Consider the following 24,651-nt stretch of genomic DNA (forward strand, 5'->3'; position numbering starts at 1 on the left):
CAACATATCGAAGAAGGGGAACGAAATGACAGGACACGTGACGGCTTCCGAAGCCGAAAATTCGGATTTTTCAGCAATTGCCGTGCCGCCACAGGCACGCATGGCCAAAGGTGGCCTCACCATGGCCTGGTGGGCTGTGTGCAGCGCGGTGTTCTATATTGTCGTGGGCGCAGCCATGGCGCTCAATTTCGGCACGCGCAATGCCATCATCGGCATTGTGCTGTCCGTCATCTGTTATGGACTGATCAACGCGGTACTCAGCCGCTATGCCATTCGCACCGGACTGTCCGTGGCGCTGTTCTCACGTGTATTGTTCGGCAATGTGGGGGCTGGCCTCGCAACGCTCATTTTCTGCGCCACCGCCACCTATTATGCCGTTTTTGAAGGGTCGGTCATTGCGGTTGGCATCAACACGATCATCCCGTCCATTTCCTATCCGGTTGCGGCGCTGATCGTGGTTCTTTACAGTGTTCCACTGATTTTCGGCAGCATCCAGACCTGGCTCGACAAGTTCAACGGCTTTCTGCTGCCCTTCTATATTCTTGGCCTGATTGTCGCTGTCGTGCTTGCCATCAGCACTCATGGCTATAGCGACAAGTGGCTCAATCTCGGCCCGGAAGGTGGCGCGCCGGCAGGCGGCTGGTGGTCATGCTTTGTCTATTACATGGGCGTGTGGGTGCTGATGATGTTCACCTTCGACTATGCCCGTTTTGGCCGCGAGGAAGATGCCGATTATCACGCCTATTTCAATTTCGGCATGCCCTTCTATGCCATGGCCTTTCTCGTCAGCGGCCTTTTCGGCATGCTCATGATTGGCACCGTGCCTGATCTCGGCGACCTGTCGGAAGTAAGCGTTCTGCTTGCCCTGCTCAAGCTCATGGGTATCTGGGGTCTGCTCTTTGTCTGGGTCACCCAGACCCGCATCAATACCGCCAATTACTATCTGGCCGCAGTCAATCTGGAATCTCTGGTTGAGCTCTTCAGCAAGGTCTCGCTTGGCCGGGTGGCATGGGCGATCATTGTCGGCGGCATCGTCTATGTGCTGATGCTGGCCAATGTCTTCAGTTATCTGCTGCAGGCCCTTGCCTATCAGGGCATATTTGTTGTCGCATGGGTTGCCGTTGCCATGGCGCATATCATGATCGACCGCTACAGCACGCTTGTTGGCAACGAGATCGAATATCGCGCCTCGCATGTGCCATCCTTCAATCCGCTTGGCATTGCATCATGGTTCATTGCAGCCGCCGTCGGCATCATTCTGCATGTCTGGGGCGGAAGCTCGGCAGAACTTTCGGCACCGGCAACGGCGGTCATTGGCTTTGCCATCTATGCCATTGGTCAATCAAGCGCACGCCGCTCATGGTATCTGGCCAATGGTTAGAATTCATGGCCGCTTCCCCAAAGGAGGCGGCCTTGCGGATAGGAATGCCACGGAACAGAGCATTTCTCATGGTTTGCCACATGCGAAATGCTCACCTCGCAAAGAGCGCAGCAGGATTTCCAGAAAACGCACACCATCGCCCCAGATAATGCACGTTCATAATCAGCAATATTGAGAAACATGGTGCGGATGGAGGGACTCGAACCCCCACGGTCTCCCGCCAGAACCTAAATCTGGTGCGTCTACCAATTTCGCCACATCCGCAAATGTCTGCCCCAGCAAGCCTGATCACAGGTTTGCCCAGATGCGCGGTCTCTATAACACCCTATCCAGCCAAGTCAAAGTGGAAAGGAGGGTATACCGTATTGTTTCCAGTATAAATTCCAAAAGGCCTGCATGCCTTTCCGAAAGGATCCGATCCTTACCGACTTACATGGCTTTCCAGTCAGAGACTGGTTTGAACAGATGAATGTCTTAGTAAAGCGGTTCTTCAAAAAGTTGCTTGCCGTTGTCTTTCAACGCCTTGATTACGGCCTCGCCATGCCTGTTCACAGCAACCATCACTGTGATGGCGCGATCACGCTGCGCATCTTCGACGGCCCGACCCTGTCCTTCCGGCAGATAAAAACGCTCAATCCCGTAATGGATGCGAATGATGCGTTCAGGATCGTTAGGAATGTCGTACCGGCTCTTGCCATGAATCTGCACTTCTTCCGGCGCAAGATCCGCCAATGGCGTAAGGGATGCCCGTGAAAAATGCCAAAGCCCATTTGCGCCCGGCTTAAGTGCGACGTAGACATCACGCTGACCGGGCACGGTCTTGCCTGCAATGTCAGACCGCGCAATGCTGGAAATCGCATAGTCAAGCACAACATAATCACCGCGCAACAGATCACGCGGATCGACCGGCTCGCTCAACAGTTCCACAACCTTGCCGGAACGCAGAATGCTGGCACGCTGTTCAATACTGGCATAAAGCACCCCCGTCTGCATGAGTGAGGCCAGCACCGCCCCGGCATAAAGCCATCTGGCAGACATTTTCATGGTCTTGCCTCCTCAGCATTTTTCCGCGCAAAGCGCCGCTCCATCCGGCGCACGAAAACCGCAAGCAGAAGAACCAGAATGCCCGCCGTCAGGAAAAAGCCGGATGTGCCGATGATCGTGCCGACCGTTTCAAAGGCAAGAGAAAGCACTTCAATGGAAAAGCCGGCATAGGCAAATGAACGCAGGCTTGCGTTCCTTCGCCCACACAACACAAGCGCTGCCACTACCAAAACAAGCCGGGCAGTACTCCACAGAATGAAACTGTTCATGGGGCTGGCATAAATCATCCCATATCTGAATTGCAAAAGCCCCAGCGCAATATAGGCAAGCAGCAGACCATAGGTGGCCAGCGGCCTGGCAAAATGCGTCAGACGCTGCAATGCATCATGGGCGAATGCTTCGGCAAACAGCAGGACAAGCCCCAGAAGTGCCACGAACTGGAGCACAGTCTCATTCAGCGTATCGAAATAAAGCAACACGAGCCAGGCAATGGCAAACAGGACCCAGCAATGGGCGGCAGCACGCGAGCGGGTAAACAGGGCAGCGGCCACGCCAGCAAGGAACATCAGCGGCCCGATCCACTGATAGGGCGATTGCACATCCGTGCTGAACAGATCCGAGACCGTCGTTGCCAGATAAAAGCAGCCGACAAAGGCTGCAAATGCCGCAAGAATCGGCGCGCACAACAGTAATGCGGCAACAGTCACACCAAAGCACCATACCATGGCTGCCGTCTGCATATCACCCGACAGATGATACATCTGGCCAACAAGAGCCATGCTGGCGCCAAAGGCGGAAGCACCAATGATATAAAGCGCATTGGACCAGATCCGGTCCCCGACAAGACGCCGCCATGTACCGCCGATATACCCAATCCAGATCAGGGCAAACACCATGCCGATCCGCATGATCCTTGGCATATCCTGCCAGTTGGCTGCCACCAGCATGATGATGGCCGCGCCAAGCAACAGACCGCCAAGCGTCGCCAGAACAGATCCAAGGCTGAACGCGGAAGAATTTTTCTCCAAATCCGCGCGCAGTCGCGAAGCAGTCTCATCATCAATCAGTTTTTCGCGTTGCCAGCGGTCTATCAGCCGCTCGACAGACAGGACAAAGGACAAATCAGCTCCTGAAGAATCTGCCTTCAAACAATGTGCCCGGAACAATACAGGAAAGCGGGCAACGCGCAAACAGCACACCAAATCAGCTTTATCAAAGCACCGGGAGATGAAAATGGCCAAATCATGGCAATTTGTTCAAATCGGTTTAATTTGCAATGCAAAGGCGTCAAATCAGCTATGCAAACTCGGCTCTGCAACTTTTCCCTGCAATCGCCTATATAGCTATCAGAAACAAACGAGTGAACAATACGCACCCCGTTGATGTGAGGGATGAAACAATGAACCTGCTGCGCAACTATCAGAACTGGCGTCGCTATCGCAATGCGCTCAATGAGCTGAACCAGCTTTCTGCTCGCGAACTGAGCGATATCGGTATTTCCCGCGCCGACATTCCCTACGTTGCCCGCAAGGTCAAGGGACGCTGATAACGCGTTTCACACGTAAGAGCCCCCTTCAAGGACGGGTTGAAAGAATTGCATTTCCCGAAACCGGGAAACTCTGAAGCAGAGCGCATTAAGTTTGCCAGACCTGTCTCTTCCTCCCAACAGGTCTGGATTATCGCAAAGCATTTCTCCTCCCGGCTTTGCGATATCAAGACCGGCACTCCTCCTCCTGGCCGGTCTTCCTATATGGCATCCATCGTCCTCCTCCCGCGATGGATGCCATTTTGTTTTGTGGCTCCTTTTCTGATGATCATCCAGCTCTGCCATTGATGGCCAACCGCAAAGCGGATAAGGAAAGGCCATGTCACAGAATACTGATCTTTCCCACGTACACATCATTGGCGGTGGCCTTGCCGGTTCGGAAGCCGCATGGCAACTGGCGCAGGCAGGCGTTCCTGTCATCCTGCATGAAATGCGCCCGGTGCGCAGTACAGACGCACACAAGACCGGGCAACTGGCCGAACTTGTCTGCTCCAACTCCTTCCGTTCGGATGATGCTGAAACCAATGCGGTCGGCGTGCTGCACGCGGAAATGCGCCTTGCCGGTTCGCTGATCATGGCCTGCGCCGATGCGCATCAGGTTCCGGCAGGCGGCGCGCTCGCCGTTGACCGTGAAGGTTTTTCGCAGGCCGTGACCGCCAGGCTCGAATCCCATCCGCTGGTTACGATCAAGCGTGAAGAAATCACCTCTCTGCCACCTGCCGAATGGGGCACGACAATCATTGCCACCGGCCCGTTGACCGCACCGGCCCTTGCCGAAGCAATCGCAGCCGAAACCGACGCCAATGCGCTCGCCTTTTTTGATGCCATTGCGCCAATCGTCCATTTTGATTCAATCAATATGGACATCTGCTGGTTCCAGTCACGTTATGACAAGGTTGGTCCCGGCGGCACCGGCAAGGACTATATCAACTGCCCAATGTCCAAGGAGCAGTATGATGCCTTTGTCGCCGCCCTGCTTGCCGGTGAAAAGACCGATTTCAAGGAATGGGAAGGCACGCCCTATTTCGATGGCTGCCTGCCGATTGAAGTCATGGCCGAACGCGGGCATGAGACATTGCGCCATGGGCCAATGAAGCCCATGGGGCTGACCAATGCGCATAATCCTGACGTCAAGCCCTATGCGGTGGTGCAATTGCGTCAGGACAATGCACTGGGCACGCTGTACAATATGGTTGGCTTCCAGACGAAGCTGAAATATGGCGCGCAGACCAGCATTTTCCGCATGATCCCCGGACTGGAAAATGCAGAATTTGCCCGTCTTGGCGGCCTGCACCGCAACACCTATCTCAACTCGCCGGTATTGCTCGATCATGTCCTGCGGCTGAAAGCACGCCCGACCTTGCGCTTTGCCGGTCAGGTGACAGGCTGTGAAGGCTATGTCGAATCGTCTGCCATCGGCCTGCTTGCCGGCCGCTTCACTGCAGCTGAAAAACTTGGTCAGACCGTCGTGCCGCCGCCGCCGACAACAGCCTTCGGTGCCCTGCTTGGCCATATCACTGGCGGTCATATTGTCAGCGATGAAGAACCGGGCAAGCGCTCCTTCCAGCCGATGAATATCAATTTCGGCCTGTTCCCGCCGGTGGATGTGCCAAAGCCGGAAGGCAGGCGTCTGCGCGGCAAGGAAAAGACCATCGCCAAGAAACAGGCACTTGCAGCGCGCGCGTTGAAGGACTGCCGTGCCTGGCTTGGTATTGAAGACTGAAATTTGTGCGCCCTCAAGGGCGCACATCGCATGGCGCGATACCATCTTCTCATTGCGGTATTTTCATTAAATATCAAAAAATTGAGGAAGAAACCTGATTTTTTGATTTAAGAAACGCCGGGAAAATGAAAACCGTTGTTCCGTACGGAATTGAGGCCTCCCACTATCAAGGCCTCATGCAAGATTGGCACGCAGCATCAGCCAATGCTTGCGGATGGCCGAAATATCGGCAACCTGATCCATGGCTCGGCCGCCAAGCCGCTCCACGGCCTTGAGATAGGCAGGCGTCAGGGCAAGCGGCAGATAGGCTGGCAGAAGGCTTTTTTCCAGGGATTTTTTCCCTGCCGCAACAATCGCATAATGTTCGCGCGCCAGTGCAAGCAGAGCCTGGACGACACGCTCATGCGCTGACCTGTCTGTATTTCCAAGCAGCGCTTCCCTGTCTGTGCCGACCGCAGCCAACATATCGGCCGGAACATAGACCTGCCCGCGCCGGCGATGGATCGGCAACAGGCGCAACAGGCCCGTTACGGCTTGTGCCACGCCGGCATGGCCTGCCAGTTCAGCCTTGGCCAGGGCGGCATCCCGATCTAGGATGAGTGCGGCAAGCTGGATGATGGCAGAAGCTGTCTCACCGCAATAGCCTTCCAGATCGTTGCGGCTTGGCATTGGGTCATCATAAAGGTCAAAGATGCGCGCCTCGCAATAATTGTCGAATGCTGCGCACGGCAGATCATAGCGCTCAATGGCCGCGACAAGTGCTGCTGCAACTGGATGACCTGCAACATTGCCATGTTCCGTGCCATTGATCAGGTCACGCCACCATTGCAGGCGCACCTCCCCCGGCAGCGGCTCATGCACCAGATCGCGGATGCGGGCAATTTCGGCATTGAAGGCATAAAGGGCTGCCAGTGCGCCACGCCTGTCTTCCGGCGCATAAAGCACCGAAAGGTAACGATCCGGATCCGCTTCGCGCAGCAGCGCAAGGCAATGTGCTTCATTCTCGTTCATTGACGTTCAGTCCACGGCAATCAGCGCGGCAGCCACGGCGCGGTCTTCCGCCAGAAGCACATTATAGGTACGCACTGCCGCCCCTGTACTCATCGGATCAGCGGAAATGCGATGTTCACGCAGCACGGCCCGTACATCTTCCGGCAGACGGCGCAGATCCATGCCTGTGCCGACCAGGAGAATTTCAATATCCGAAGCCTGTTCCAGCACAAGCGTCAGATCATCAAGACCCAGGATGGGCGGTGTTTTCGGTATCCAGCCATGAATGCCCGATGGCAGGCACAGGATGGATCCGCGATGCGACATGTCGGCAAAACGAAAGCCGCCATTGCCATAGGCATCAATCGGGGCACGCCCCGGAAAATGGGCGTCGCGGATCTCAATTCCCTTGATCATGTTCACATATCCAGAGTGAGTGACTGTTCCAGCTCTTCCTCGACTGCCTCATCCTGTGGCGTATCAACCTGCCGCGGCTTGAGGCCAAACTGTACCAGCAATGGTGCGGCAATGAAGATCGACGAATAGCTTGCCACTACAATACCGATGCTCAGCGCCAGCGCAAACATGCGGATATCCTGACCACCAAAGAGATAAAGTGGCATATGCGCAAGGAAAGTCACAAATGATGTCAGCAATGTGCGCGACAGGGTCTGGTTGATCGAGGCATCAATGATCGCAGGCAATGGCGCGCGTTGATAGCGGCGCAGATTTTCACGCACACGGTCATAGATAACGATCGTATCATTGAGCGAATAGCCAATGATCGTCAGCATCGCCGCCACGCTCCACAGGTTGAACTCCAGCCGGAAGACGATAAAAACACCTGCCAGAATGATCACGTCATGCAGCGTGGAAAGCACAGCACCCAGCGCAAGCTGCCAGCGGAAACGTGACCAGACATACAGGAAAATGCCGATCAGCGACAGGATAACCGCGACAATGCCCATACGCGACAATTGTTCGGACACTGTCGGGCCAACCACCTCGACGCGCTGGAAAATATAGTCCTGTTCAAATTCGCCGCGCAGTTTCAGCGCAACTGTCTGTTCCGCATCATCGCCCACATCCTGGCTGCCAATCATCAGCAACGCTTCGTCCGGCGAATCCGTCGGCAAAACGCGCGCATTATCAATGTTGAGCTCGCTCAGGCGCTCATCAATATCCTGCAGATTGGCATCGCCATTGCGCGCTTCAAGCTGCACCATCGCGCCGCCACGGAAATCAATGCCGTAATTGAAGCCTATATTGACGAAGAGTGCCACGACAATGGCGCTGGCCAGCACCGAAATGGCCAGCGTGATGAATTGCAGACGCATGAAGGGAATATGTGTCACCGTCGGCACCAGCTTCAGCCAGCGCCTCGGAATTTCCTTCGGCTTGGCAAGGCGGATCCACTGTGCGATCAGCCAGCGCGTGAAGGTAAGCGTCGTAAACAGCGTCGTGCCAATGCCAAGCGCCACCGTCAGCGCAAAGCCATGCACTGCACCCGTGCCAAGCAGAAACAGAACCAGCGCGGCAATCAAGGTGGTCAGGTTTGCGTCAATAATGGTCGACAGGGCGCGGTAAAAACCCGATTCCAGCGCCTGTACGACAGAATAGCCCTTGCGCCGGTCTTCGCGCACGCGTTCATAGATCAGAATATTGGCGTCCACCGCCATGCCGATCGTGAGCACAAGGCCGGCAATGCTGGCAAGACTGATCGTGGCATCGATCAGGGAAAGAACAGCCAGCAGGATGATGATGTTGACCGCCAGCGCCACCATGGCAATCACGCCAAGAATGCCATAGGACAGCACCATGAACAGGCCGACCAGCAGGGCTGCGACAATGGCAGCCGTCGAGGCGGCCCCGGCATAATGTTCCCCCAGTGCTGAGGCAACCGTGCGCTCTTCCAACACCGTCACGCTTTGCGGCAAGGCGCCGGAGCGCAACACCACCGCCAAATTGTTGGCGACATCAAGATCAAAGGCCCCGGTAATTTCGAGCTCATCCGTGTCAAGCTGGCCTTCAATGGACGGCATCGAAACAATCTGGTTATCGACGACGATGGCAAAGCTCTTGATCTCGCCGCCTGCCGTTGCATCGGCAAGCCGCTTGCGGCCTTCTGCATCAAGTTTGAGCAGGATCATCGGCTCATTGTCATCATCCGACAAGGTGGCCGTTGCGTCTGCAATATTGGCGCCAGTGAGAATTGGCTCCTTTTTTACTAGATAGCCAACCGGCGGATCATCTGACGAATAGAGGACTTCGCTTCCGTCCGGCACCGCACCGCGAATGGCTTCATTGACATCAACAGAATCGTCAATCATGCGGAACGACATGCTGCCGCGTACGCTGAGAATATCCTTCAGCAGCTGTGCATCATAAAGGCCCGGAACCTCGACGCGGATGGTGTTGTTGCCTTCAATGTCAACATCCGGATTGTTATAGCCAAGCTCCTGCAGACGCTGATAGATGATCGATTCCGTCAGCGCCAGATTTTTCTCCCTGGCCTGCGGCACCTGCAGGACAAGTCTTGAACCGCCCGTCAGGTCAAGGCCCAGATCAACCTGCTCATGCGGCAAGAAACCCGGAAATTTCGCTGCTGTCTCGCGCGAGACAAAATTGGGAGCGGCGACAATGAAGCTGGCGATGATCACCAGCCATATCAGAATCGATTTCCAGCGAGAGAAATAGAGCATCGGGCAGCAATTCCATTCCAGAGCGGCCTAGAGGATCAGCGCTCCATCCGTGTGTCCATGCATTTCGACAAAGCACGCCCGTCGTCGGAATGCTTCACCGAAACAGGCAATCCGGAGCGCCGCAAACGGCACTCCGGAAGTTTTCCAAGCGATCGGCAACAACCGACACTCTTTCCCATATGAGATCCTCACCAAGAGAATCCATAATTCAGGCCCCATATTGACCGGCCATCGTTAGCCAATCCTTACAGTGCCCCTGATTGCAAGGAAATGATTATTTGTTCTTGTTGTCTGCGACAGGCTCGCCCTTGACGCGCACATCCATCAGGGTCGAGCGCAGAACACGGACGCGAACGCCTTCGGCGATCTCGACTTCGAGTTCATTGTCATCGACAACCTTCTGAACCTTGGCAACAATGCCACCACCCGTGACAACGGTATCACCACGGCGAACAGCTGCCAGCATTTCCTGACGCTTCTTCATCTGCGTCCGCTGTGGGCGGATGATCAGGAAATACATGATCACGAAGATCAGAATGAACGGCAGAATGCTCATGAGCATGTCTGGGGCGCCGCCTGCGCCGGCTGCCTGAGCGTAGGCCGGGGTTACGAACATGGGATACTCCTTAAGAAAACATGAAGGCAGATTTGTAATGGCAATACTATGGTTGAGGCAACAATTGCAACCGGACTTGCCCGAACACAGGATATGCTCCCGCACTTTTCGTGCCCGTAAAGGCGTGCTAAGGCGTACCGCCTATTACTGGAGAGCCTGAAATGACAGCAGAAGACATTCTGTCGAAGAAACTGGATCGCCTTTTGGCCATTCTGGAGCGCATGGCGCCGCCGGAACCACGACTTCCTGATCTGGACAGGGCGGATTGCTTTGTCTGGGCGCCGGAAAAACTGCAGCTCGAACCGGTCAGCCGTGTCAATCGCGTCGATATTTCGCTGATTCGCGGCGTTGATCTGGTGCGCGACCAGCTGGTTGAGAATACGCGGCGTTTCGCCAATGGTTTTCCGGCCAATAATGTGCTGCTTTGGGGCGCGCGCGGCATGGGCAAGTCATCACTCGTCAAGGCAGCCCAGGCCGCCATCAATGCGGAAATGAAAAATGGCAAGCCATTGAAGCTCGTCGAAATTCATCGCGAGGACATTGACAGCCTGCCAGCCCTCATGAGTCTCATCAAGGAAACGCCCTATCGCTTCATCCTGTTTTGCGATGACCTTTCCTTTGACCATGATGACACGTCCTACAAATCGCTGAAGGCAGCCCTTGAAGGTGGCGTCGAAGGCCGCCCCGACAATGTGATTTTCTATGCCACATCCAATCGCCGCCATCTCATGCCGCGCGACATGATCGACAATGAGCGCTCGACGGCCATCAACCCGTCCGAGGCCATCGAGGAAAAGGTCTCGCTTTCTGATCGTTTCGGCCTGTGGCTTGGCTTCCACAAATGCAGTCAGGACGACTATCTTGCCATGGTCGAGGCTTATGCGGCGCATTACAAACTCGACTATGACGCCGACAAACGTCGCGCCGAAGCGCTGGAATGGGCAACGACCCGGGGCAACCGCTCTGGTCGCGTCGCATGGCAATATATTCAGGATCTTGCCGGCCGTCTCGGCGTCAAGATGGATTAGGCCCAGGACGGTGGAAACCGGTTTTCAGAACTGCGAAACAACAAGTCAGAAGAATTCAGGGGTTCGCCAAAACTGAATTGTTCAACGCACAACAAAAAGCGGACCTTGCGGCCCGCTTTTTTCATCACATTGAGATTGAGAACATCAAGATTCGAGATATTTCGACGGATTAACCGGCGTTGAGTTCTTGCGTACTTCAAAATGCAATTTTGGCGATTTTGCGTTCCCGCTCATGCCGGACTTGGCAATTTCTTCACCACGGCGCACTTTTTGTCCGCGCTGTACCAGAATCTGGCTGTTATGGCCGTAAACCGTGACCAGACCATTGTCGTGACGAATCAGAACCGTCTGGCCGAACTCCTTCAGGCCGTCACCGGCATAAATCACGACGCCATTTTCGGCAGCCTTGACCGGCGTTCCTTCCGGCACCATGATGTCAATGCCGTCATTGACCGAACCGCCATCACGCTGACCAAAGCTTGCCAGCACGCGGCCACGCACCGGCCAGCGCATCTGCTGGATGCCGGTTGAGGACGGAGCAGCCGTGTCGTCCTTTTCCGCCTCTTCTATCACCTTGTTGCTTGCCTGTGGCGGCGTATAGGGCTTAACCTCGGTGGTTGCCGCATTGGGCGGGGTCGAGACAGGCTGTACCTTGCTGGTTTCAGCAGGCTTTTCCGGCTTGGGCGCGACAGCAGCGACCTGCGTGGAGGTTTCCGTTGCAGCCGGAATGATCAGCGACTGGCCAACGCGAATGGCGCCATCGCTCAGACCATTGGCCTTTTTCAGCTGCTCGACCGGCACATTGTGCTTCCTGGCAATGGAATAAAGCGAATCGCCAGCCTGCACGATATATCCACCGCCTGCAGCAGACGTTTTCGGCATCGCTGCGAGATTCTTGCCTGGCGCTTCCTGTCCGCCAGCCGGCAACTGACCAAGCGTCTTTTCCCGGGCGGCATTGACTGCACCGGCGGTTGCACCTTGTGCAGCCGTTGCTGCACTGGCAAGCTGCGTGCCTGTGGTATTGGCAGAACCATCGGCGCGGCTTACCGCCTTATTGACCGGATTGCTGGCACTGCCTGAGGCAACGGGCGCGGCTTGCGGCGCTGGCTCGGCAAGGGGCGCAGATGAAACCGGCTGAAGCGTGCTGCGCTGCACAGCGCTGCCACGCGGAGCAGCGGCGATCGGTGCGGCGGCATAGGTGTTATTGGCTGGCTGCGCATGCATGACATGCTGCTGCCTTGCCGTCGATCCTGTGAAAATTCCGTCGGTGAAGCGCGTCATGTCCGCGCTGCAACCAGCGCCAAAGCCGGCAATCATCACGATTGCGACATTCCGCAGAAGGCGCCGTGTCCTGTGCTGCAATACTGGAATACGCATTTTCAACTCGCCCATACTCGAAACCTCATGAGACGATTAAAACGCGTTAATGTTACCTGCTGGTTAAGAAGTGCTAGCTCTGGCAAAATTTATTCACCAATTGAACACCATAAGCTGAAATGGCAGCAAGCCACGCCCTGCCCGCTTCCTCGCAAGCGGAAGCACGCGCAAGGCCGCTTCAGCAAGCTGCCACGGATCAGATTTTCACCTTACAGGACAGATGACACGCCTTCGATGAAGGGCTGATAACGTACCGCCATGATCGCCTCCTGCTCGAAGCGGCTGCCAATCTTGGCGATGCGTGTCATGATCTGCTGGCCATCGCCGGGGCCGATCGGGGCGATCAGAACGCCATGGGTCGCCAGCATTTCAGTGAAATGACGCGGGATCTCCTCGCAGGCCAGCCAGATGAGAATACGGTCAAACGGGCCGCCCGGCAGGCCATGACGTCCATCGGCATGCTTGACCATGATATTCTCACGCTTCAGCGAGACGAACTGCTGCAAGGCGCGGTCGCACAGCCGGCGATAGCGTTCAACTGTCGTCACACGCCCGGCAAGCAGCGACAACACGGCGGCGGTAAAACCCGATCCGGTGCCGATTTCCAGCACACGGTGGCCCGACTCTACATTCAATGCTGCCAGAACTCGCGCCTGTTCATCAATGCCCTCAATATATTCGCCGCAATCGAGCGGAATGGTGCGGGAACTGTAGGCAAGATGGGCAAAGGACGCACCAATGAAACTATGGCGTGGTGTTGCCTCAATGGCGGCAAACAGACGGGAATCATCAATGCCGCGGGCGCGCATGCGCATGACAAAAGCAGCGAATTCCTCCTTGCTGGATAGACGAGGTCGTTCAGCCGATCCCTGCCTCATGCCTGAACCTCTAGAGCCTCACTCAATTGGGCACGAACTTTATCTGCCGTCAGATCAAGCTGTAAAGGGGTGACCGAGATCGTCTGGGCGCGGATGGCGGCAATGTCGCTGTCGGCGGCAACCTCTGCCTTGCTGCGGCCGAAATGCAGCCAGAAATAGGGAAAACCGCGACCATCGCGGCGTTCATCCAGATGGACATTATGGCTGAGCTTGCCCTGCCTCGTCACACGTGTGCCCTTGACCTCATCGGCAGTGCAATTGGGAAAGTTCAGATTGATCAGAACCCCTTCAGGCCAGCCGGCCGCAACCAGCTTCTTGATGAGTGATGGCGCATGCGTCTCTGCCGTATCCCACTGGATGATGCGCCGATCTGCCTCATAGGCATATTCCTGCGACAGGGCGATCGATTTCACGCCCAGAAGCGTTCCCTCGATTGCGCCGGCCACCGTACCCGAATAGGTCACGTCATCGGCAATATTGGCACCGGCATTGACACCAGACAGAATGAGATCCGGCACTTCCGGCAAGACATGGCGCACGCCCATGATCACGCAATCGGTCGGCGTGCCGCGCAGGGCAAAGTGGCGCTCATCAATCTTGCGCAGGCGCAACGGTTCCGACAGCGTCAGCGAATGGGCAAGGCCGCTCTGATCCGTTTCCGGCGCAACCACCCAGACATCATCCGAGATCGTCCGGGCAATACGCTCCAGCACGGCCAGACCTTCAGCATGGATACCATCGTCATTCGTCAACAGAATTCGCACCGTCACACCCCTTGATGAAGTTTGTCCTTAAACCTTATGCGGCCTTTTCAATCCGCTTGAGGCCACCCATATAAGGTTGAAGTGCATCAGGAATACGAATGCTGCCATCCTCTTCCTGATAGTTTTCCATGACGGCAATCAGTGCACGGCCAACGGCAACGCCCGAACCATTGAGCGTATGCACGAACCGCGTCGCCTTTTCGCCTTCCGGCCGATAGCGCGCATTCATGCGCCGGCCCTGGAAATCGCCGCAAACAGAGCAGCTTGAAATTTCGCGATAGGTATTCTGTCCCGGCAGCCAGACCTCAATGTCATAGGTCTTCTGCGCGCCAAAGCCCATATCTCCCGTGCACAGAACAATCGTACGGAAATGTAGACCTAGACGCTTCAGCACTTCTTCTGCACAGGCCGTCATGCGTTCATGTTCGGCAATCGAGCTTTCCGCATCCGTGATCGATACCATTTCCACTTTCATGAACTGATGCTGGCGCAGCATACCGCGCGTATCGCGCCCCGCAGATCCGGCTTCCGAACGGAAACATGGCGTCAAGGCAGTATAGCGATGCGGCAAGGTTTTCACATCGACGATTTCGTCCGCCACCAGATTGGTGAGCGGCACTTCTGCCGTCGGAATGAGCCAACGCCCATCGGTGGTGCGGAACAGGTCTTCTGAAAATTTCGGCAACTGCCCCGTGCCATAGACAGCTTCGTCACGCACCATCAATGGCGGCACGACTTCCGTATAACCATGTTCCTGCGTGTGCAGATCCAGCATGAACTGGCCAAGCGCCCGCTCAAGCCGCGCCAGCGGACCTTTGAGAACCGTAAACCGCGCACCGGCAAGCTTGGCGGCACGATCAAAATCCATAAGTCCAAGCGCTTCACCAAGCTCGAAATGTTCCTTCGGCTGGAACGCGAAGACCGGCTTTTCGCCCACCCGGCGCAGCTCGACATTGTCGTTTTCATCCTTGCCAACCGGCACATCCGCAAGTGGAATATTCGGAATGCTCGAAAGCGCGTCACTCAGCTCCTTGAGCAGGCGGCGCTCTTCATCTTCCGCATGGGCAAGGAAATTCTTGAGTTCGCCTACTTCTGCCTTGAGCTTTTCAGCTGTGACAGCATCCTTTTCCGCCATGGCCTTGCCGATTTCCCTGGAGGCGGCATTGCGTCGTTCCTGCGCAGCCTGAACCTTGCCGACATGTTCACGGCGCTTTTCATCCAGCGCAATCAGTTGCGAAGACAGCGGCTGCACACCGCGCTTTGCAAGCGCTTCATCCAGACTTTGCGGGTTTTCGCGAATCCATTTGATATCGAGCATAGGAAAGCCGTTTCATGTTCTAGAACAAAGTTCAGGCCGCGAACCGCGACCTGAGGAAGAAGGGCAACTGATCAGGATGAAGCGCTGCCATCCGTATCAGATGCGGCTTGCGATTCATCGCGCTTCTTTTCGATCATGCGCGCCAGAATGATCGAGATCTCGTAGAGAATGATCGCCGGCAAGGCAAGACCGATCTGGCTTGCCGGGTCAGGCGGCGTCAGAACCGCTGCGACGATGAAGGAAATGACGATGGCATATTTGCGCTTGTCTTTCAAACCTTCCGAAGTGACCAGCCCCACACGCGCAAGCAGGCTGGTGACGACAGGAAGCTGGAACACCAGGCCGAAAGAGAAAATCAGCGTCATGATAAGGCTGAGATATTCCGACACTTTGGGTAACAGCGAAATCTGCACCTCGCCTGCTCCGCCCGTCTGCTGCATGGCAAGGAAGAACCACATCACCATGGGCGTGAAGAAGAAATAGACCAGCGCCCCGCCAATCAGGAACAGGATGGGCGAGGCGATCAGAAATGGCAGGAAGGCCATGCGTTCATGCCGGTAAAGACCTGGCGCAACGAACTTGTAAACCTGATTGGCGATGACCGGGAAAGCCAGCACGAGACCGCCAAACATGGCAACCTTCACCTGCGTGAAGAAAAACTCCTGCGGCGCCGTATAGATCAGCTCGGCTTTCGAGCGATCCATTCCCGCCCAGTCAATCGCCCACTGGTAAGGCAGAACCAGCAGATTGAACAACTGTTTGGCGTAAATGAAACAGATGATGAATGCCACGAAAAAGGCAAGGATCGCCCAAATGAGGCGGCGGCGCAGTTCGATCAGGTGGTCGAGCAGAGGCGCAGCGCTCTGTTCGATTTCATCCTCGTCACGATTCACGCTTCAGTTCCTGTCCGTTTAGTGCTCGCCTTTTTAGGCTGCTTTGTTTTCACTGTCGTTTTTGCCGCAGCCCCGGTCTTTGCGGCAACCGTCTTTTTGGGCTTTTCACCACTGGCGGACTTGCTTGTCGCCCTGGCTGTTTTCGCCGGTGCTGACGCCTCGCCGGAATCCGGATGGGCAGCCTTGCCTGCAGTTTTTGTTGCCTTTCCCGCCTTCGTCGACTTCCTTGGCGAAGCTTCCGCATTTTCCTGTGTCTGCACCGCAGTTTCAGCGACAGCAGCAACAGGAGCAGGCGTTTCAACCTTGTCAACCGGCTGAATGACTGTTTCTGGCGTTTGTGGCGAAGCGACGGTGGTGTGCAGGCTGCTGCGCAGATCCTCGCCGACGCTGCGAATCGGATCAAAAACCTCGGTCAGCTTCGAGCGTGGATCGAGACTGCGCGCCTCATCAATGATGTTTTTCACGTCATCAAGCTCGGCTTCGCGCATCGCCTGATCAAAATGCTGCCGAAACTCGTTCGCAGTCGCCCGCATGCGTGCTGTCGCCTTGCCAAAGGCGCGCAACATTTTCGGCAAATCCCTTGGCCCCACGACAACGATCATGACGATCGCAATGACCAATATTTCTGACCAACCAACATCCAGCATTACGCAAATATCCGGCGCCGAACGCGCATAAAGATCCGGGCGACAGTCAAATCATGCTCCAATCGTACCATGAGCAACGGGGATTGCCCTCATGCTGTCCAGCCATGACATGAAGACCATTGTCAGAAACGGCATGCACCGCACCATCCTGAAAAAGTGCAGCCCCCAACCACAAACACCCCAGCCATTGACACAATGCCAGCGGCCTGTCCCTGAAAATCAGGACTTTGTGGTTTTTTTTGCGTCCTTGGTCACTTCTTCGGCCTTGGCGTCGATGGTGCGCGGCTCTTCCTTGCTGTCATCCTCTGCCATGCCGTTCTTGAAGTTCTTGATGCCCTTTGCCACATCACCCATCAATTCCGGAATCTTGCCACGGCCAAACAGAAGCAGCACAACCGCCAGTACAATCAGCCAGTGCCAGATAGATAAGCTACCCATTTTATTCCTCTCAGTACCGCATCGCGCGGTATATGCATAAACTCATCGTTCGCTAACGATGTAAGCGCTTTCACCACATCTTTCAAACATTAGAATTGCGCAGACGCAATTTCGAACGAGATTTTTCCATCATGTCTCTTCACCGCGCGGCGCAAGCAGGCCCAGACTTTCAAAATCGATATCTTCCAGCGGCTCCTCTTCCTCTGTCAGCTCATCCGGAGCAACATTGGGCACCGGAACCGCAAAGCCGGACGGCATGCGCGCAGACAACAGCCCCGCCCCGCGCAATTCCTCAAGCCCCGGCAGATCCCTGATCTCTGACAGCCCGAAATGATCAAGAAAGGCCTCCGTCGTGCCATAAGTGACAGGACGCCCCGGCGTGCGCCGCCGGCCGCGCAGCTTGATCCAGCCGGTTTCCATCAGTACATCAAGTGTGCCCTTGGAGGTTTCCACGCCACGAATATCTTCAAGCTCAGCGCGCGTGACCGGCTGGTGATAGGCAATGATCGCGAGCACTTCCATTGCCGCGCGTGACAGTTTCTTCTGCTGCACGGCCTCGCGCTTCATCAAATAGGCAAGATCAGGCGCGGTGCGAAAGGCCCAGCCACCGCCAACCCTGACCAGATGCACCCCGCGCCCGTCATAAAGCTGTTGCAAATGCACCAGCACAGCTTTCAGGTCAGCTTGCGCCGGAAGACGCTCTGCCAGAGCATTTTCGGAAACAGGTTCGCTTGAGGCAAAGATCAGGGCTTCTGCAATGCGCGCCAATTCAACAATCGAATCAGCCGATTTGTGTGCGACATGATCCTGAGGCTCGGCGGCCTCATCATGGTCGGACTGATGATGACCAGACATTTCACTCATTATCATCCTCATCCAGTTCATTCAGTTCATCGGTCGCGCGCACATAGATCGGTGCAAATGGCATATTCTGCCGCAATTCAAGCTTGCCCTCGCGCACCAGTTCCAGACTGGCGGCAAAGGAACTGGCAAGTGCTGATGCCCGTTCCGAGGGCGACAGGACATAATCGATCAGGAAACGGTCAAGCGACACCCAGTCTTCGCCAGAGCCGACAAGACGCACAAGTGCCCTGCGGGCCTCCTTCAATGACCATACGGTGCGCTTGGCAATCTGAACCTGTGTGACAGCCGCTTTCTGTCTTTGCGACGTATAGCCGACCAGAAGATCATAAAGCGTCGCGGAATATTTGCTTGTCCGGTCAAAAGTCACGACTTCCGGCATGCCACGGGCAAAAACGTCGCGGCCAAGCCTTGGCCGATTGACAAGGGCTGTCGCCGCATCGCGCATGGCTTCCAGGCGCTTCAGCCTGAATTGCAGCGAAGCGGCAAGTTCCTCACCCGTCGCACCATCATCATCCTGTTGTTTCGGGATCAGCAGCCTTGATTTCAGATAAGCAAGCCAGGCTGCCATGACGAGATAGTCTGCCGCCAGCTCAAGTCGCAAGGCCTGCGCCTGTTCAATGAAATGCAGATACTGTTCCGCAAGCGCCAGCACCGAGATGCGCGCCAGATCAACCCGCTGATTGCGCGCAAGATGCAACAGCAGATCAAGCGGCCCTTCGAACCCCTGCACGTCGATCAGCAAGGAAGGTTCATCCAAAGCACGTTCAGGCTCATTCTGCCACAACCCATCCATCGGGGTCGCATGTGCCTCGCTGCCATTTCCCTTCAGTGTTGCCAAAGTGCCTTCCTTGTCAGTTGCCGTTCTGAAGCGCTTCTTCCACCATATATATTATAAAGAGCATGCCCGGGATGCGCCCCTGCTGCTGATGCCCTGCCCATCCGTTGAGACACGACTTCCCTTCATATCATGAGGGGTAGAGCGCGTCGATCAAAGGCTTCAGAAGAGCTGTTAACAGTCAATAATATGCAGACAGGTCACACAGCCTGACCGGATACAGCAGTCAGGTACATTCATTTGAGTACACCGCACAGATCGATGGCATCGGCTCCCATGAATGCATGGATGAGTACACAAGGGCAGTCCATATTGAGAGATAAGTCGGAAACCTGATCGAGTGTTTCAGCACATATGAGCAGGTAAAACCCGCCCCTCTTGCAGGCGCAAAACTCGCCCCCTTCAGAACAACCAGAGAACAAGCCCGTTAATTATTCCTTAATATCTTCAATCAGAACCCCTTGAAAACCTGCAAAAATACAGGCGTGCTTTTTCAAATTGTGACAATTCTGCAACTAATGGAAAGGATAGAACCCAAGCCGATAGGTTTGCTATTGCACACCGGCGCCGAATGAAGGAAACCATAATCATTCACATTGAGATTCTACCCTCCCAAACTCGGAGTCAACGATGAACATTAAGACCATTCTCCTTGGATCGGCTGCAGCCCTCGTTGCAGCAACCGGCGCTCAGGCAGCTGACGCTGTTGTCGCTCCTGAACCGGAAGCCGTTGAATATGTCCGCGTTTGCGATGCATACGGCGCTGGCTACTTCTACATCCCAGGCACCGAAACCTGCCTTCGCATTCATGGTTATGTCCGTTACGACGTAAAAGCTGGCGACGATCCGTACACCGGTGAAGACCGTAAGGGTTGGGACAAGGGCGCTCGTTTCGCTCTCAAGGTAAGCACCGGTTCGGAAACCGAACTCGGTACCCTCAAGACCTACACCGAACTGCGCTTCAACTATGCTGCGGACAGCTCCGGTGAAGATGATGTATATGGTTCCACCACTTCCGGCACTGTAATGGAATTCGCCTACATCACCCTCGGCGGCTTCAAGGTCGGTATCGATGAATCCGAATTCCACACCTTCACCGGTTACCTCGGCGACATCATCAACGATGACGTTGTAAATTCTGGCGGTGGCCATGATCAGGACTATCGTACCGGCAAGATCGCTTACACCTTTGACGCTGGCAATGGCTTCTCGGCTGTTGTAGCTCTCGAACAGGGTGGTGAAGGTTACGTAATCGATCGTTATGTCCCGCACATCGTTGGTGGCGCCAAGTATGCTGGCGGCTGGGGTTCGATCGCTGGTGTCGTTGGTTACGACTCGGTTTCCAAAGACTGGGCATTCAAGGTTCGTGGCGACGTCAACGTAACCGACCAGTTCTCGGTTTGGTTGCAGGGTGCATACTCCAAGGAAGAAACCCCGTTCCAGTACTACGGTTCTTGGGGTGGCAAGTGGGCTGTTTGGGGTGGTCTGCAGTATAAGGCTACCGAAAAGGCTGCTGTCAACTTCCAGGCTGCATATGAAGACTGGGGCAAGACCGCTCTGGCTGCTAACGTAGCTTACGAACTGGTTCCTGGCTTCGTCATCACCCCAGAAGTCAACTACACCAGCTGGTCGAGCGATCATCCGGACCGCGAAATTACCGGCATCAAGGATGCCGTCGGTGGTATCATCCGCTTCCAGCGTAGCTTCTAATCCTTACGGATTGAGTTAGAAAAAGTCCGGCTGAGCAATCAGCCGGATTTTTTTATGACTATATTCCAGCAGCGTGATCCGCGCTGGCGGATGCATATTCTGGTGATGGGATTGATTGAAATCCTGCGCGATCATTTTCAACGCATGCCTTCGCGCATATCGGCATGATTTTTAAACGTCAGCCTTTTAATGAAAGCGCAACATATGGCTCTGCAGTACAGATCAGTGCAGAGCATCTCCCCTCCTCGTCCGTTCAAATCAAGACAATGGCGTACTGAACCAGGAATCAGATCAATCATGCCGCATTTTGGCAGCCATCAAAACCAGAGGTTTTGATTCCGATCCGTTCGTCTTTGAAACTGCGGCCTTCCGTAAAATCTGAAGATCTTCATCCCATGAGGAAAGCCGTCTGAGATCACTGAACAAAGCCTGCAATAAAACAATGCAGATGAAAAAATTGCGCCATTACCAGATATAAGCCTTGCCTGAATATCCGTACAAACTGCCTCGGCAATTATGCAGGCCAGATTAGTTGATCATGACTGAAATTCTGCAAGATTTCTCAATGAAAACACTTGGCCGAAACAGGACGCCCAAAACAGCTCTTAAACCGATCCAAATGATCAGGCGCCATAGATTTCATTGGCGCGTTTTTCAAACGCATCCGAAAATTTTTTGAAGGCAAGATCAAACATCGTGCCCATGAGAAGGCCGAGCGTACGGCTTTTGAATTCATAGTCAATGAAGAACTCGACATCACATTCGGAGCCATCCCCTACTGGCCTGAATGTCCAGCGATTGTCGAGATAGCGAAATGGCCCATCGACATATTTCACTTCAATGACGTTTTCGTCCTTTTTGAGCAGCACCTGGCTGGTAAAGGTTTCGCGGATCAGCTTGTAGCCAACCGTCATATCCGCAATCAGCAAGGTCTTGCCATCGCGCTCCTTGCGCGAGCGAATGGTCAGGGCCTCGCACATGGGCAAAAACTGCGGATAGGCTTCAATATCGGAGACGAGCGCGAACATCTGCTCAGCCCGATGATGGACACGCTTTACAGACGAAAATTGCGGCATAGGTCAGGAAGCTCTTTGCGCATGCAGCGCTTCACGCGCAGCCTTCAATCGGGCAAAATCTTCACCCGCATGATGGGAAGAACGCGTCAGCGGGCTTGAGGCAACCAGCAGGAAGCCCTTTGTCTTGCCGATCGTCTCATATGACTTGAACTCTTCCGGTGTGGCAAAACGCACGACCGGATGATGCTTGCGTGTCGGCTGCAAATATTGGCCAATCGTCATGAAATCAACGTCTGCAGAGCGCAGATCATCCATGAGCTGCAACACCTCATTACGCTCTTCGCCAAGACCCAACATGATGCCGGACTTGGTGAAAATGGTTGGATCGAGTTCCTTCACGCGCTGCAACAGGCGTATGGAATGGAAATAACGCGCACCAGGGCGCACTTTCAGATATTTCGACGGAACGGTTTCCAGATTGTGATTGAACACATCCGGACGCGCCTTCACCACGATTTCAAGTGCGCCTTCCTTGCGCAGGAAATCCGGTGTCAGAATTTCAATCGTCGTACCTGGCGCAGCCTTGCGGATGGCATGAATGACATCGGCAAAATGCTGCGCTCCGCCATCCGGCAGGTCGTCTCGATCAACTGAGGTGATCACCACATGGCTGAGCCCCATCTGCCTTACCGCCTTGGCGACATTTTCCGGCTCGTTTGGATCAAGCGGGGCCGGTATACCGGTCGCAACATTGCAGAATGCACAGGCACGGGTGCAGATTTCCCCCATGATCATGAAGGTCGCATGTTTCTTTTCCCAGCATTCGCCAATATTCGGGCAGCCTGCTTCTTCACAGACTGTTACCAACTTGTTGGAGCGGACAATATCACGTGTTTCATTATAACCGCGTGACACTGGCGCCTTGACGCGAATCCAGTCCGGTTTTCTCAACACTTCACTGTCAGGACGATGCGCCTTTTCGGGATGGCGCACACGCTTTGTCTGATTCACTGTATCGAGAACTGTAACCATTCTGGTTCCTGCCTTTCAGGCCTTTTGCATCCATTTACAAAGGCCCATAACTGGTTCGGTCGTAATCTTTCACCCAAGCCCTGTCAACTTGGCACCATGGTTATCGTCGTGCAGCGAGCCCCAATGCGCGTACAAGCAAGGCGACAATCAGACCAAGAATGAAGCCGCCCATGCCCAGAGCAAGCGTCAATGTCCAGACACCTGCCCATCCGGCGATCGGCATTCCGTTGACCGATATGGTGTTGCCGCTCAACATGCTCAAGGTGCCGGCAGCAAACCCCAGTGCCAGCCCCGTCACGCCACACCATTTGATCACTGGCAGAGCAGCTCTACGCCACGGCCTTCCATCTTCGATCAGCGGAATGCGTTTTCTCCTATGCGTTCAATGCGCGGCCATAGGCATCAAGCACACTTTCCTTCATCATTTCGGAAAGCGTTGGATGCGGGAAGACCGTATGCATCAGTTCTTCTTCCGTAGTTTCCAGATTCATGGCAACCACGAAGCCCTGGATCAGTTCGGTGACTTCAGCGCCCACCATATGCGCGCCGAGCAGCTGGCCGGTCTTCTTGTCGAAGATGGTCTTGACCAGTCCCTGATCCTCGCCAAGGGCGATCGCCTTGCCATTCGCACCAAAGGAATAACGGCCAACGCGAATATCGTAGCCTTTTTCCTTGGCCTTTGCCTCCGTCAAACCAACTGAAGCCACCTGCGGGTTGCAATAGGTGCAGCCCGGGATCATCGACTTGTCAAGCGGATGGACATTCGGCACGCCTGCAATCTTTTCAACGCAGATCACACCTTCATGTTCGGCCTTGTGCGCCAGCATTGGCGGGCCGGCAACATCGCCAATGGCATAAATGCCCGGCACATTTGTCTTGCCATAACCGTCAATGACAATGCATCCGCGATCCGTCTTGACGCCAAGCGCTTCCAGACCAAGATTTTCAATATTGCCTTGAACGCCTACAGCCGAGATCATACGGTCCACCGTCAGCGTCTGCACCTTGCCATCCTTGGTTTCGATATGGGCAGTGATGGAATTGGCACCCTTCTCCACCTTGGAGACCTTGGCTTCGGTGATGATCTTCAGACCTCGCTTTTCCAACTGCTTGCGTGCAATGGCAGAAATTTCGGCATCTTCCACCGGCATGATCTGCGGCATCAGCTCAACAACCGTCACATCCACGCCCATGTCATTATAGAAGGAGGCAAATTCAATGCCGATTGCCCCTGACCCCATGACCAGCATCGACTTTGGCAGCTCCTGCGGCACCATGGCTTCAAAATAGGTCCAGATCAGCTTGCCATCCGGCTCAATGCCCGGCAACACGCGAGGACGCGCGCCAGTGGCAACAATAATATGCCTGGCCTTGTATGTACCCTCGCCCAGAACTCCCTTTGGCACCGGATTTTGCGGCTGCATGACCGGCTTGGAGGATTTGCGGACAGAGATTTCCGCCGGATTACCGCCTGTGGCACCCTTGCCCAGCTTTGCCTCGCCCCAGATCACATCGATCTTGTTCTTTTTCATCAGGAAGGCAACACCGCCATTGAGCCGCGCAGAAACACCGCGCGAGCGCTGCACGATGGCATTGATGTCCGGCGTGATCTTGCCTTCAAGCTTCAGACCATAATCCTTAGCATGTTCACCAAAATGCAGGATCTCGGCAGAACGCAGCAGTGCCTTGGTCGGTATGCAGCCCCAGTTCAGGCAGATGCCGCCCAGATGCTCACGTTCAACAATAGCAGTCTTCAGCCCCAATTGTGCCGCGCGGATCGCGGTGACATAACCACCAGGTCCCGATCCGATAACAATTACGTCGTAAATCTCGGCCATAGCTTCCTGCC

24 protein-coding genes and 1 tRNA gene are annotated in these 24,651 nt (G+C 55.0%); 5 read left to right on the forward strand and 20 right to left on the reverse strand.

Features of this window, described 5'->3' with window-relative positions; genetic code table 11:
* Window positions 1-25 precede the first annotated feature (25 nt).
* The gene (locus ACFO1V_RS08365) at window positions 26-1,381 is read left to right on the forward strand and encodes a purine-cytosine permease family protein (protein ID WP_374829490.1); all 1,356 of its coding nucleotides are present in this window, start codon (window positions 26-28) and stop codon (window positions 1,379-1,381) included.
* Between the two features lie 181 nt (window positions 1,382-1,562).
* On the opposite strand, the gene ACFO1V_RS08370 is transcribed toward ACFO1V_RS08365, so the two are convergent.
* From ACFO1V_RS08370 to ACFO1V_RS08380, 3 genes are all read right to left on the reverse strand, one after another.
* A tRNA-Leu gene (locus tag ACFO1V_RS08370) sits at window positions 1,563-1,645 on the reverse strand.
* A 210-nt stretch (window positions 1,646-1,855) separates the two neighbouring features.
* Window positions 1,856-2,425 (reverse strand): GDYXXLXY domain-containing protein, encoded by a 570-nt coding sequence (locus tag ACFO1V_RS08375; protein WP_374829488.1) that lies wholly within the window; start codon window positions 2,423-2,425, stop codon window positions 1,856-1,858.
* Complete coding sequence (locus ACFO1V_RS08380; RefSeq protein WP_374829486.1) at window positions 2,422-3,546, reverse strand: DUF2157 domain-containing protein; 1,125 nt, start codon at window positions 3,544-3,546, stop codon at window positions 2,422-2,424. Before ACFO1V_RS08380 ends, ACFO1V_RS08375 begins: the two co-directional genes overlap by 4 nt.
* Window positions 3,547-3,824: 278 nt before the next feature.
* Between ACFO1V_RS08380 and ACFO1V_RS08385 the strand changes: the two genes are divergently transcribed.
* On the forward strand, window positions 3,825-3,971 hold the full coding sequence (locus ACFO1V_RS08385; protein ID WP_374829484.1) for a DUF1127 domain-containing protein: 147 nt from the start codon (window positions 3,825-3,827) through the stop codon (window positions 3,969-3,971).
* A 319-nt stretch (window positions 3,972-4,290) separates the two neighbouring features.
* Entirely contained in the window at window positions 4,291-5,694 is a 1,404-nt protein-coding gene (gene trmFO, locus ACFO1V_RS08390; RefSeq protein ID WP_374829482.1) for a methylenetetrahydrofolate--tRNA-(uracil(54)-C(5))-methyltransferase (FADH(2)-oxidizing) TrmFO, read from the forward strand.
* A gap of 174 nt (window positions 5,695-5,868) precedes the next feature.
* Here trmFO and ACFO1V_RS08395 read toward each other — a convergent pair whose 3' ends face one another.
* From ACFO1V_RS08395 to yajC, 4 genes are all read right to left on the reverse strand, one after another.
* A complete protein-coding gene (locus tag ACFO1V_RS08395) occupies window positions 5,869-6,705 on the reverse strand; it encodes a phytoene/squalene synthase family protein (protein WP_374829480.1) in 837 nt (278 codons plus the stop codon).
* Between the two features lie 6 nt (window positions 6,706-6,711).
* Entirely contained in the window at window positions 6,712-7,101 is a 390-nt protein-coding gene (locus ACFO1V_RS08400) for an Mth938-like domain-containing protein (protein WP_374829478.1), read from the reverse strand.
* Window positions 7,102-7,103: 2 nt separating this feature from the next.
* Window positions 7,104-9,386, reverse strand: coding sequence for a protein translocase subunit SecDF (gene secDF / locus ACFO1V_RS08405; protein ID WP_374829476.1), 2,283 nt, complete (start codon window positions 9,384-9,386; stop codon window positions 7,104-7,106).
* A 274-nt stretch (window positions 9,387-9,660) separates the two neighbouring features.
* Window positions 9,661-10,002 carry a preprotein translocase subunit YajC gene (yajC, locus tag ACFO1V_RS08410; protein WP_374829474.1) on the reverse strand — a complete coding sequence of 114 codons (342 nt, stop codon included), beginning with the start codon at window positions 10,000-10,002 and terminating at the stop codon, window positions 9,661-9,663.
* 161 nt (window positions 10,003-10,163) lie between these two features.
* Here yajC and ACFO1V_RS08415 point away from each other — a divergent pair, with 161 nt between their 5' ends.
* Window positions 10,164-11,030: an ATP-binding protein gene (locus ACFO1V_RS08415; RefSeq protein ID WP_374829472.1), complete on the forward strand. Its 867-nt coding sequence runs from the start codon at window positions 10,164-10,166 to the stop codon at window positions 11,028-11,030.
* A 144-nt stretch (window positions 11,031-11,174) separates the two neighbouring features.
* On the opposite strand, the gene ACFO1V_RS08420 is transcribed toward ACFO1V_RS08415, so the two are convergent.
* From ACFO1V_RS08420 to ACFO1V_RS08460, 9 genes are all read right to left on the reverse strand, one after another.
* Window positions 11,175-12,422: a peptidoglycan DD-metalloendopeptidase family protein gene (locus tag ACFO1V_RS08420; RefSeq protein WP_374829470.1), complete on the reverse strand. Its 1,248-nt coding sequence runs from the start codon at window positions 12,420-12,422 to the stop codon at window positions 11,175-11,177.
* Between the two features lie 194 nt (window positions 12,423-12,616).
* Entirely contained in the window at window positions 12,617-13,285 is a 669-nt protein-coding gene (locus tag ACFO1V_RS08425) for a protein-L-isoaspartate(D-aspartate) O-methyltransferase (protein WP_374829468.1), read from the reverse strand.
* Window positions 13,282-14,049 carry a 5'/3'-nucleotidase SurE gene (gene surE / locus ACFO1V_RS08430; RefSeq protein ID WP_374829466.1) on the reverse strand — a complete coding sequence of 256 codons (768 nt, stop codon included), beginning with the start codon at window positions 14,047-14,049 and terminating at the stop codon, window positions 13,282-13,284. The genes ACFO1V_RS08425 and surE overlap by 4 nt, the downstream gene beginning before the upstream one ends.
* Before the next feature lie 34 nt (window positions 14,050-14,083).
* Complete coding sequence (serS, locus tag ACFO1V_RS08435; protein WP_374829464.1) at window positions 14,084-15,367, reverse strand: serine--tRNA ligase; 1,284 nt, start codon at window positions 15,365-15,367, stop codon at window positions 14,084-14,086.
* A 71-nt stretch (window positions 15,368-15,438) separates the two neighbouring features.
* Complete coding sequence (gene tatC, locus ACFO1V_RS08440; RefSeq protein WP_374829462.1) at window positions 15,439-16,260, reverse strand: twin-arginine translocase subunit TatC; 822 nt, start codon at window positions 16,258-16,260, stop codon at window positions 15,439-15,441.
* A complete protein-coding gene (tatB, locus tag ACFO1V_RS08445; protein ID WP_374829460.1) occupies window positions 16,257-16,907 on the reverse strand; it encodes a Sec-independent protein translocase protein TatB in 651 nt (216 codons plus the stop codon). The genes tatC and tatB overlap by 4 nt, the downstream gene beginning before the upstream one ends.
* A gap of 219 nt (window positions 16,908-17,126) precedes the next feature.
* Window positions 17,127-17,345 carry a twin-arginine translocase TatA/TatE family subunit gene (locus tag ACFO1V_RS08450; RefSeq protein ID WP_374829458.1) on the reverse strand — a complete coding sequence of 73 codons (219 nt, stop codon included), beginning with the start codon at window positions 17,343-17,345 and terminating at the stop codon, window positions 17,127-17,129.
* Window positions 17,346-17,474: 129 nt separating this feature from the next.
* The gene (gene scpB / locus ACFO1V_RS08455; RefSeq protein WP_374829456.1) at window positions 17,475-18,209 is read right to left on the reverse strand and encodes an SMC-Scp complex subunit ScpB; all 735 of its coding nucleotides are present in this window, start codon (window positions 18,207-18,209) and stop codon (window positions 17,475-17,477) included.
* Window positions 18,202-19,002 carry a segregation and condensation protein A gene (locus ACFO1V_RS08460; protein ID WP_374829672.1) on the reverse strand — a complete coding sequence of 267 codons (801 nt, stop codon included), beginning with the start codon at window positions 19,000-19,002 and terminating at the stop codon, window positions 18,202-18,204. The genes scpB and ACFO1V_RS08460 overlap by 8 nt, the downstream gene beginning before the upstream one ends.
* Before the next feature lie 672 nt (window positions 19,003-19,674).
* Here ACFO1V_RS08460 and ACFO1V_RS08465 point away from each other — a divergent pair.
* On the forward strand, window positions 19,675-20,754 hold the full coding sequence (locus ACFO1V_RS08465; RefSeq protein WP_374829454.1) for a porin: 1,080 nt from the start codon (window positions 19,675-19,677) through the stop codon (window positions 20,752-20,754).
* Between the two features lie 623 nt (window positions 20,755-21,377).
* Here the strand turns inward: ACFO1V_RS08465 and ACFO1V_RS08470 are convergent.
* The 4 genes from ACFO1V_RS08470 to lpdA all read right to left on the reverse strand — a co-directional run bounded on the left by ACFO1V_RS08470 (window position 21,378) and on the right by lpdA (window position 24,640).
* The gene (locus tag ACFO1V_RS08470; protein ID WP_374829452.1) at window positions 21,378-21,830 is read right to left on the reverse strand and encodes a type II toxin-antitoxin system RatA family toxin; all 453 of its coding nucleotides are present in this window, start codon (window positions 21,828-21,830) and stop codon (window positions 21,378-21,380) included.
* A 3-nt stretch (window positions 21,831-21,833) separates the two neighbouring features.
* Complete coding sequence (lipA, locus tag ACFO1V_RS08475; protein WP_374829450.1) at window positions 21,834-22,802, reverse strand: lipoyl synthase; 969 nt, start codon at window positions 22,800-22,802, stop codon at window positions 21,834-21,836.
* Between the two features lie 100 nt (window positions 22,803-22,902).
* Window positions 22,903-23,100, reverse strand: coding sequence for a hypothetical protein (locus tag ACFO1V_RS08480; RefSeq protein ID WP_374829670.1), 198 nt, complete (start codon window positions 23,098-23,100; stop codon window positions 22,903-22,905).
* 76 nt (window positions 23,101-23,176) lie between these two features.
* Window positions 23,177-24,640, reverse strand: coding sequence for a dihydrolipoyl dehydrogenase (gene lpdA / locus ACFO1V_RS08485; RefSeq protein ID WP_374829448.1), 1,464 nt, complete (start codon window positions 24,638-24,640; stop codon window positions 23,177-23,179).
* Window positions 24,641-24,651 lie beyond the last annotated feature (11 nt).

It is taken from the genome of Daeguia caeni, from assembly GCF_042653845.1.
Taxonomy (GTDB): domain Bacteria; phylum Pseudomonadota; class Alphaproteobacteria; order Rhizobiales; family Rhizobiaceae; genus Brucella; species Brucella caeni.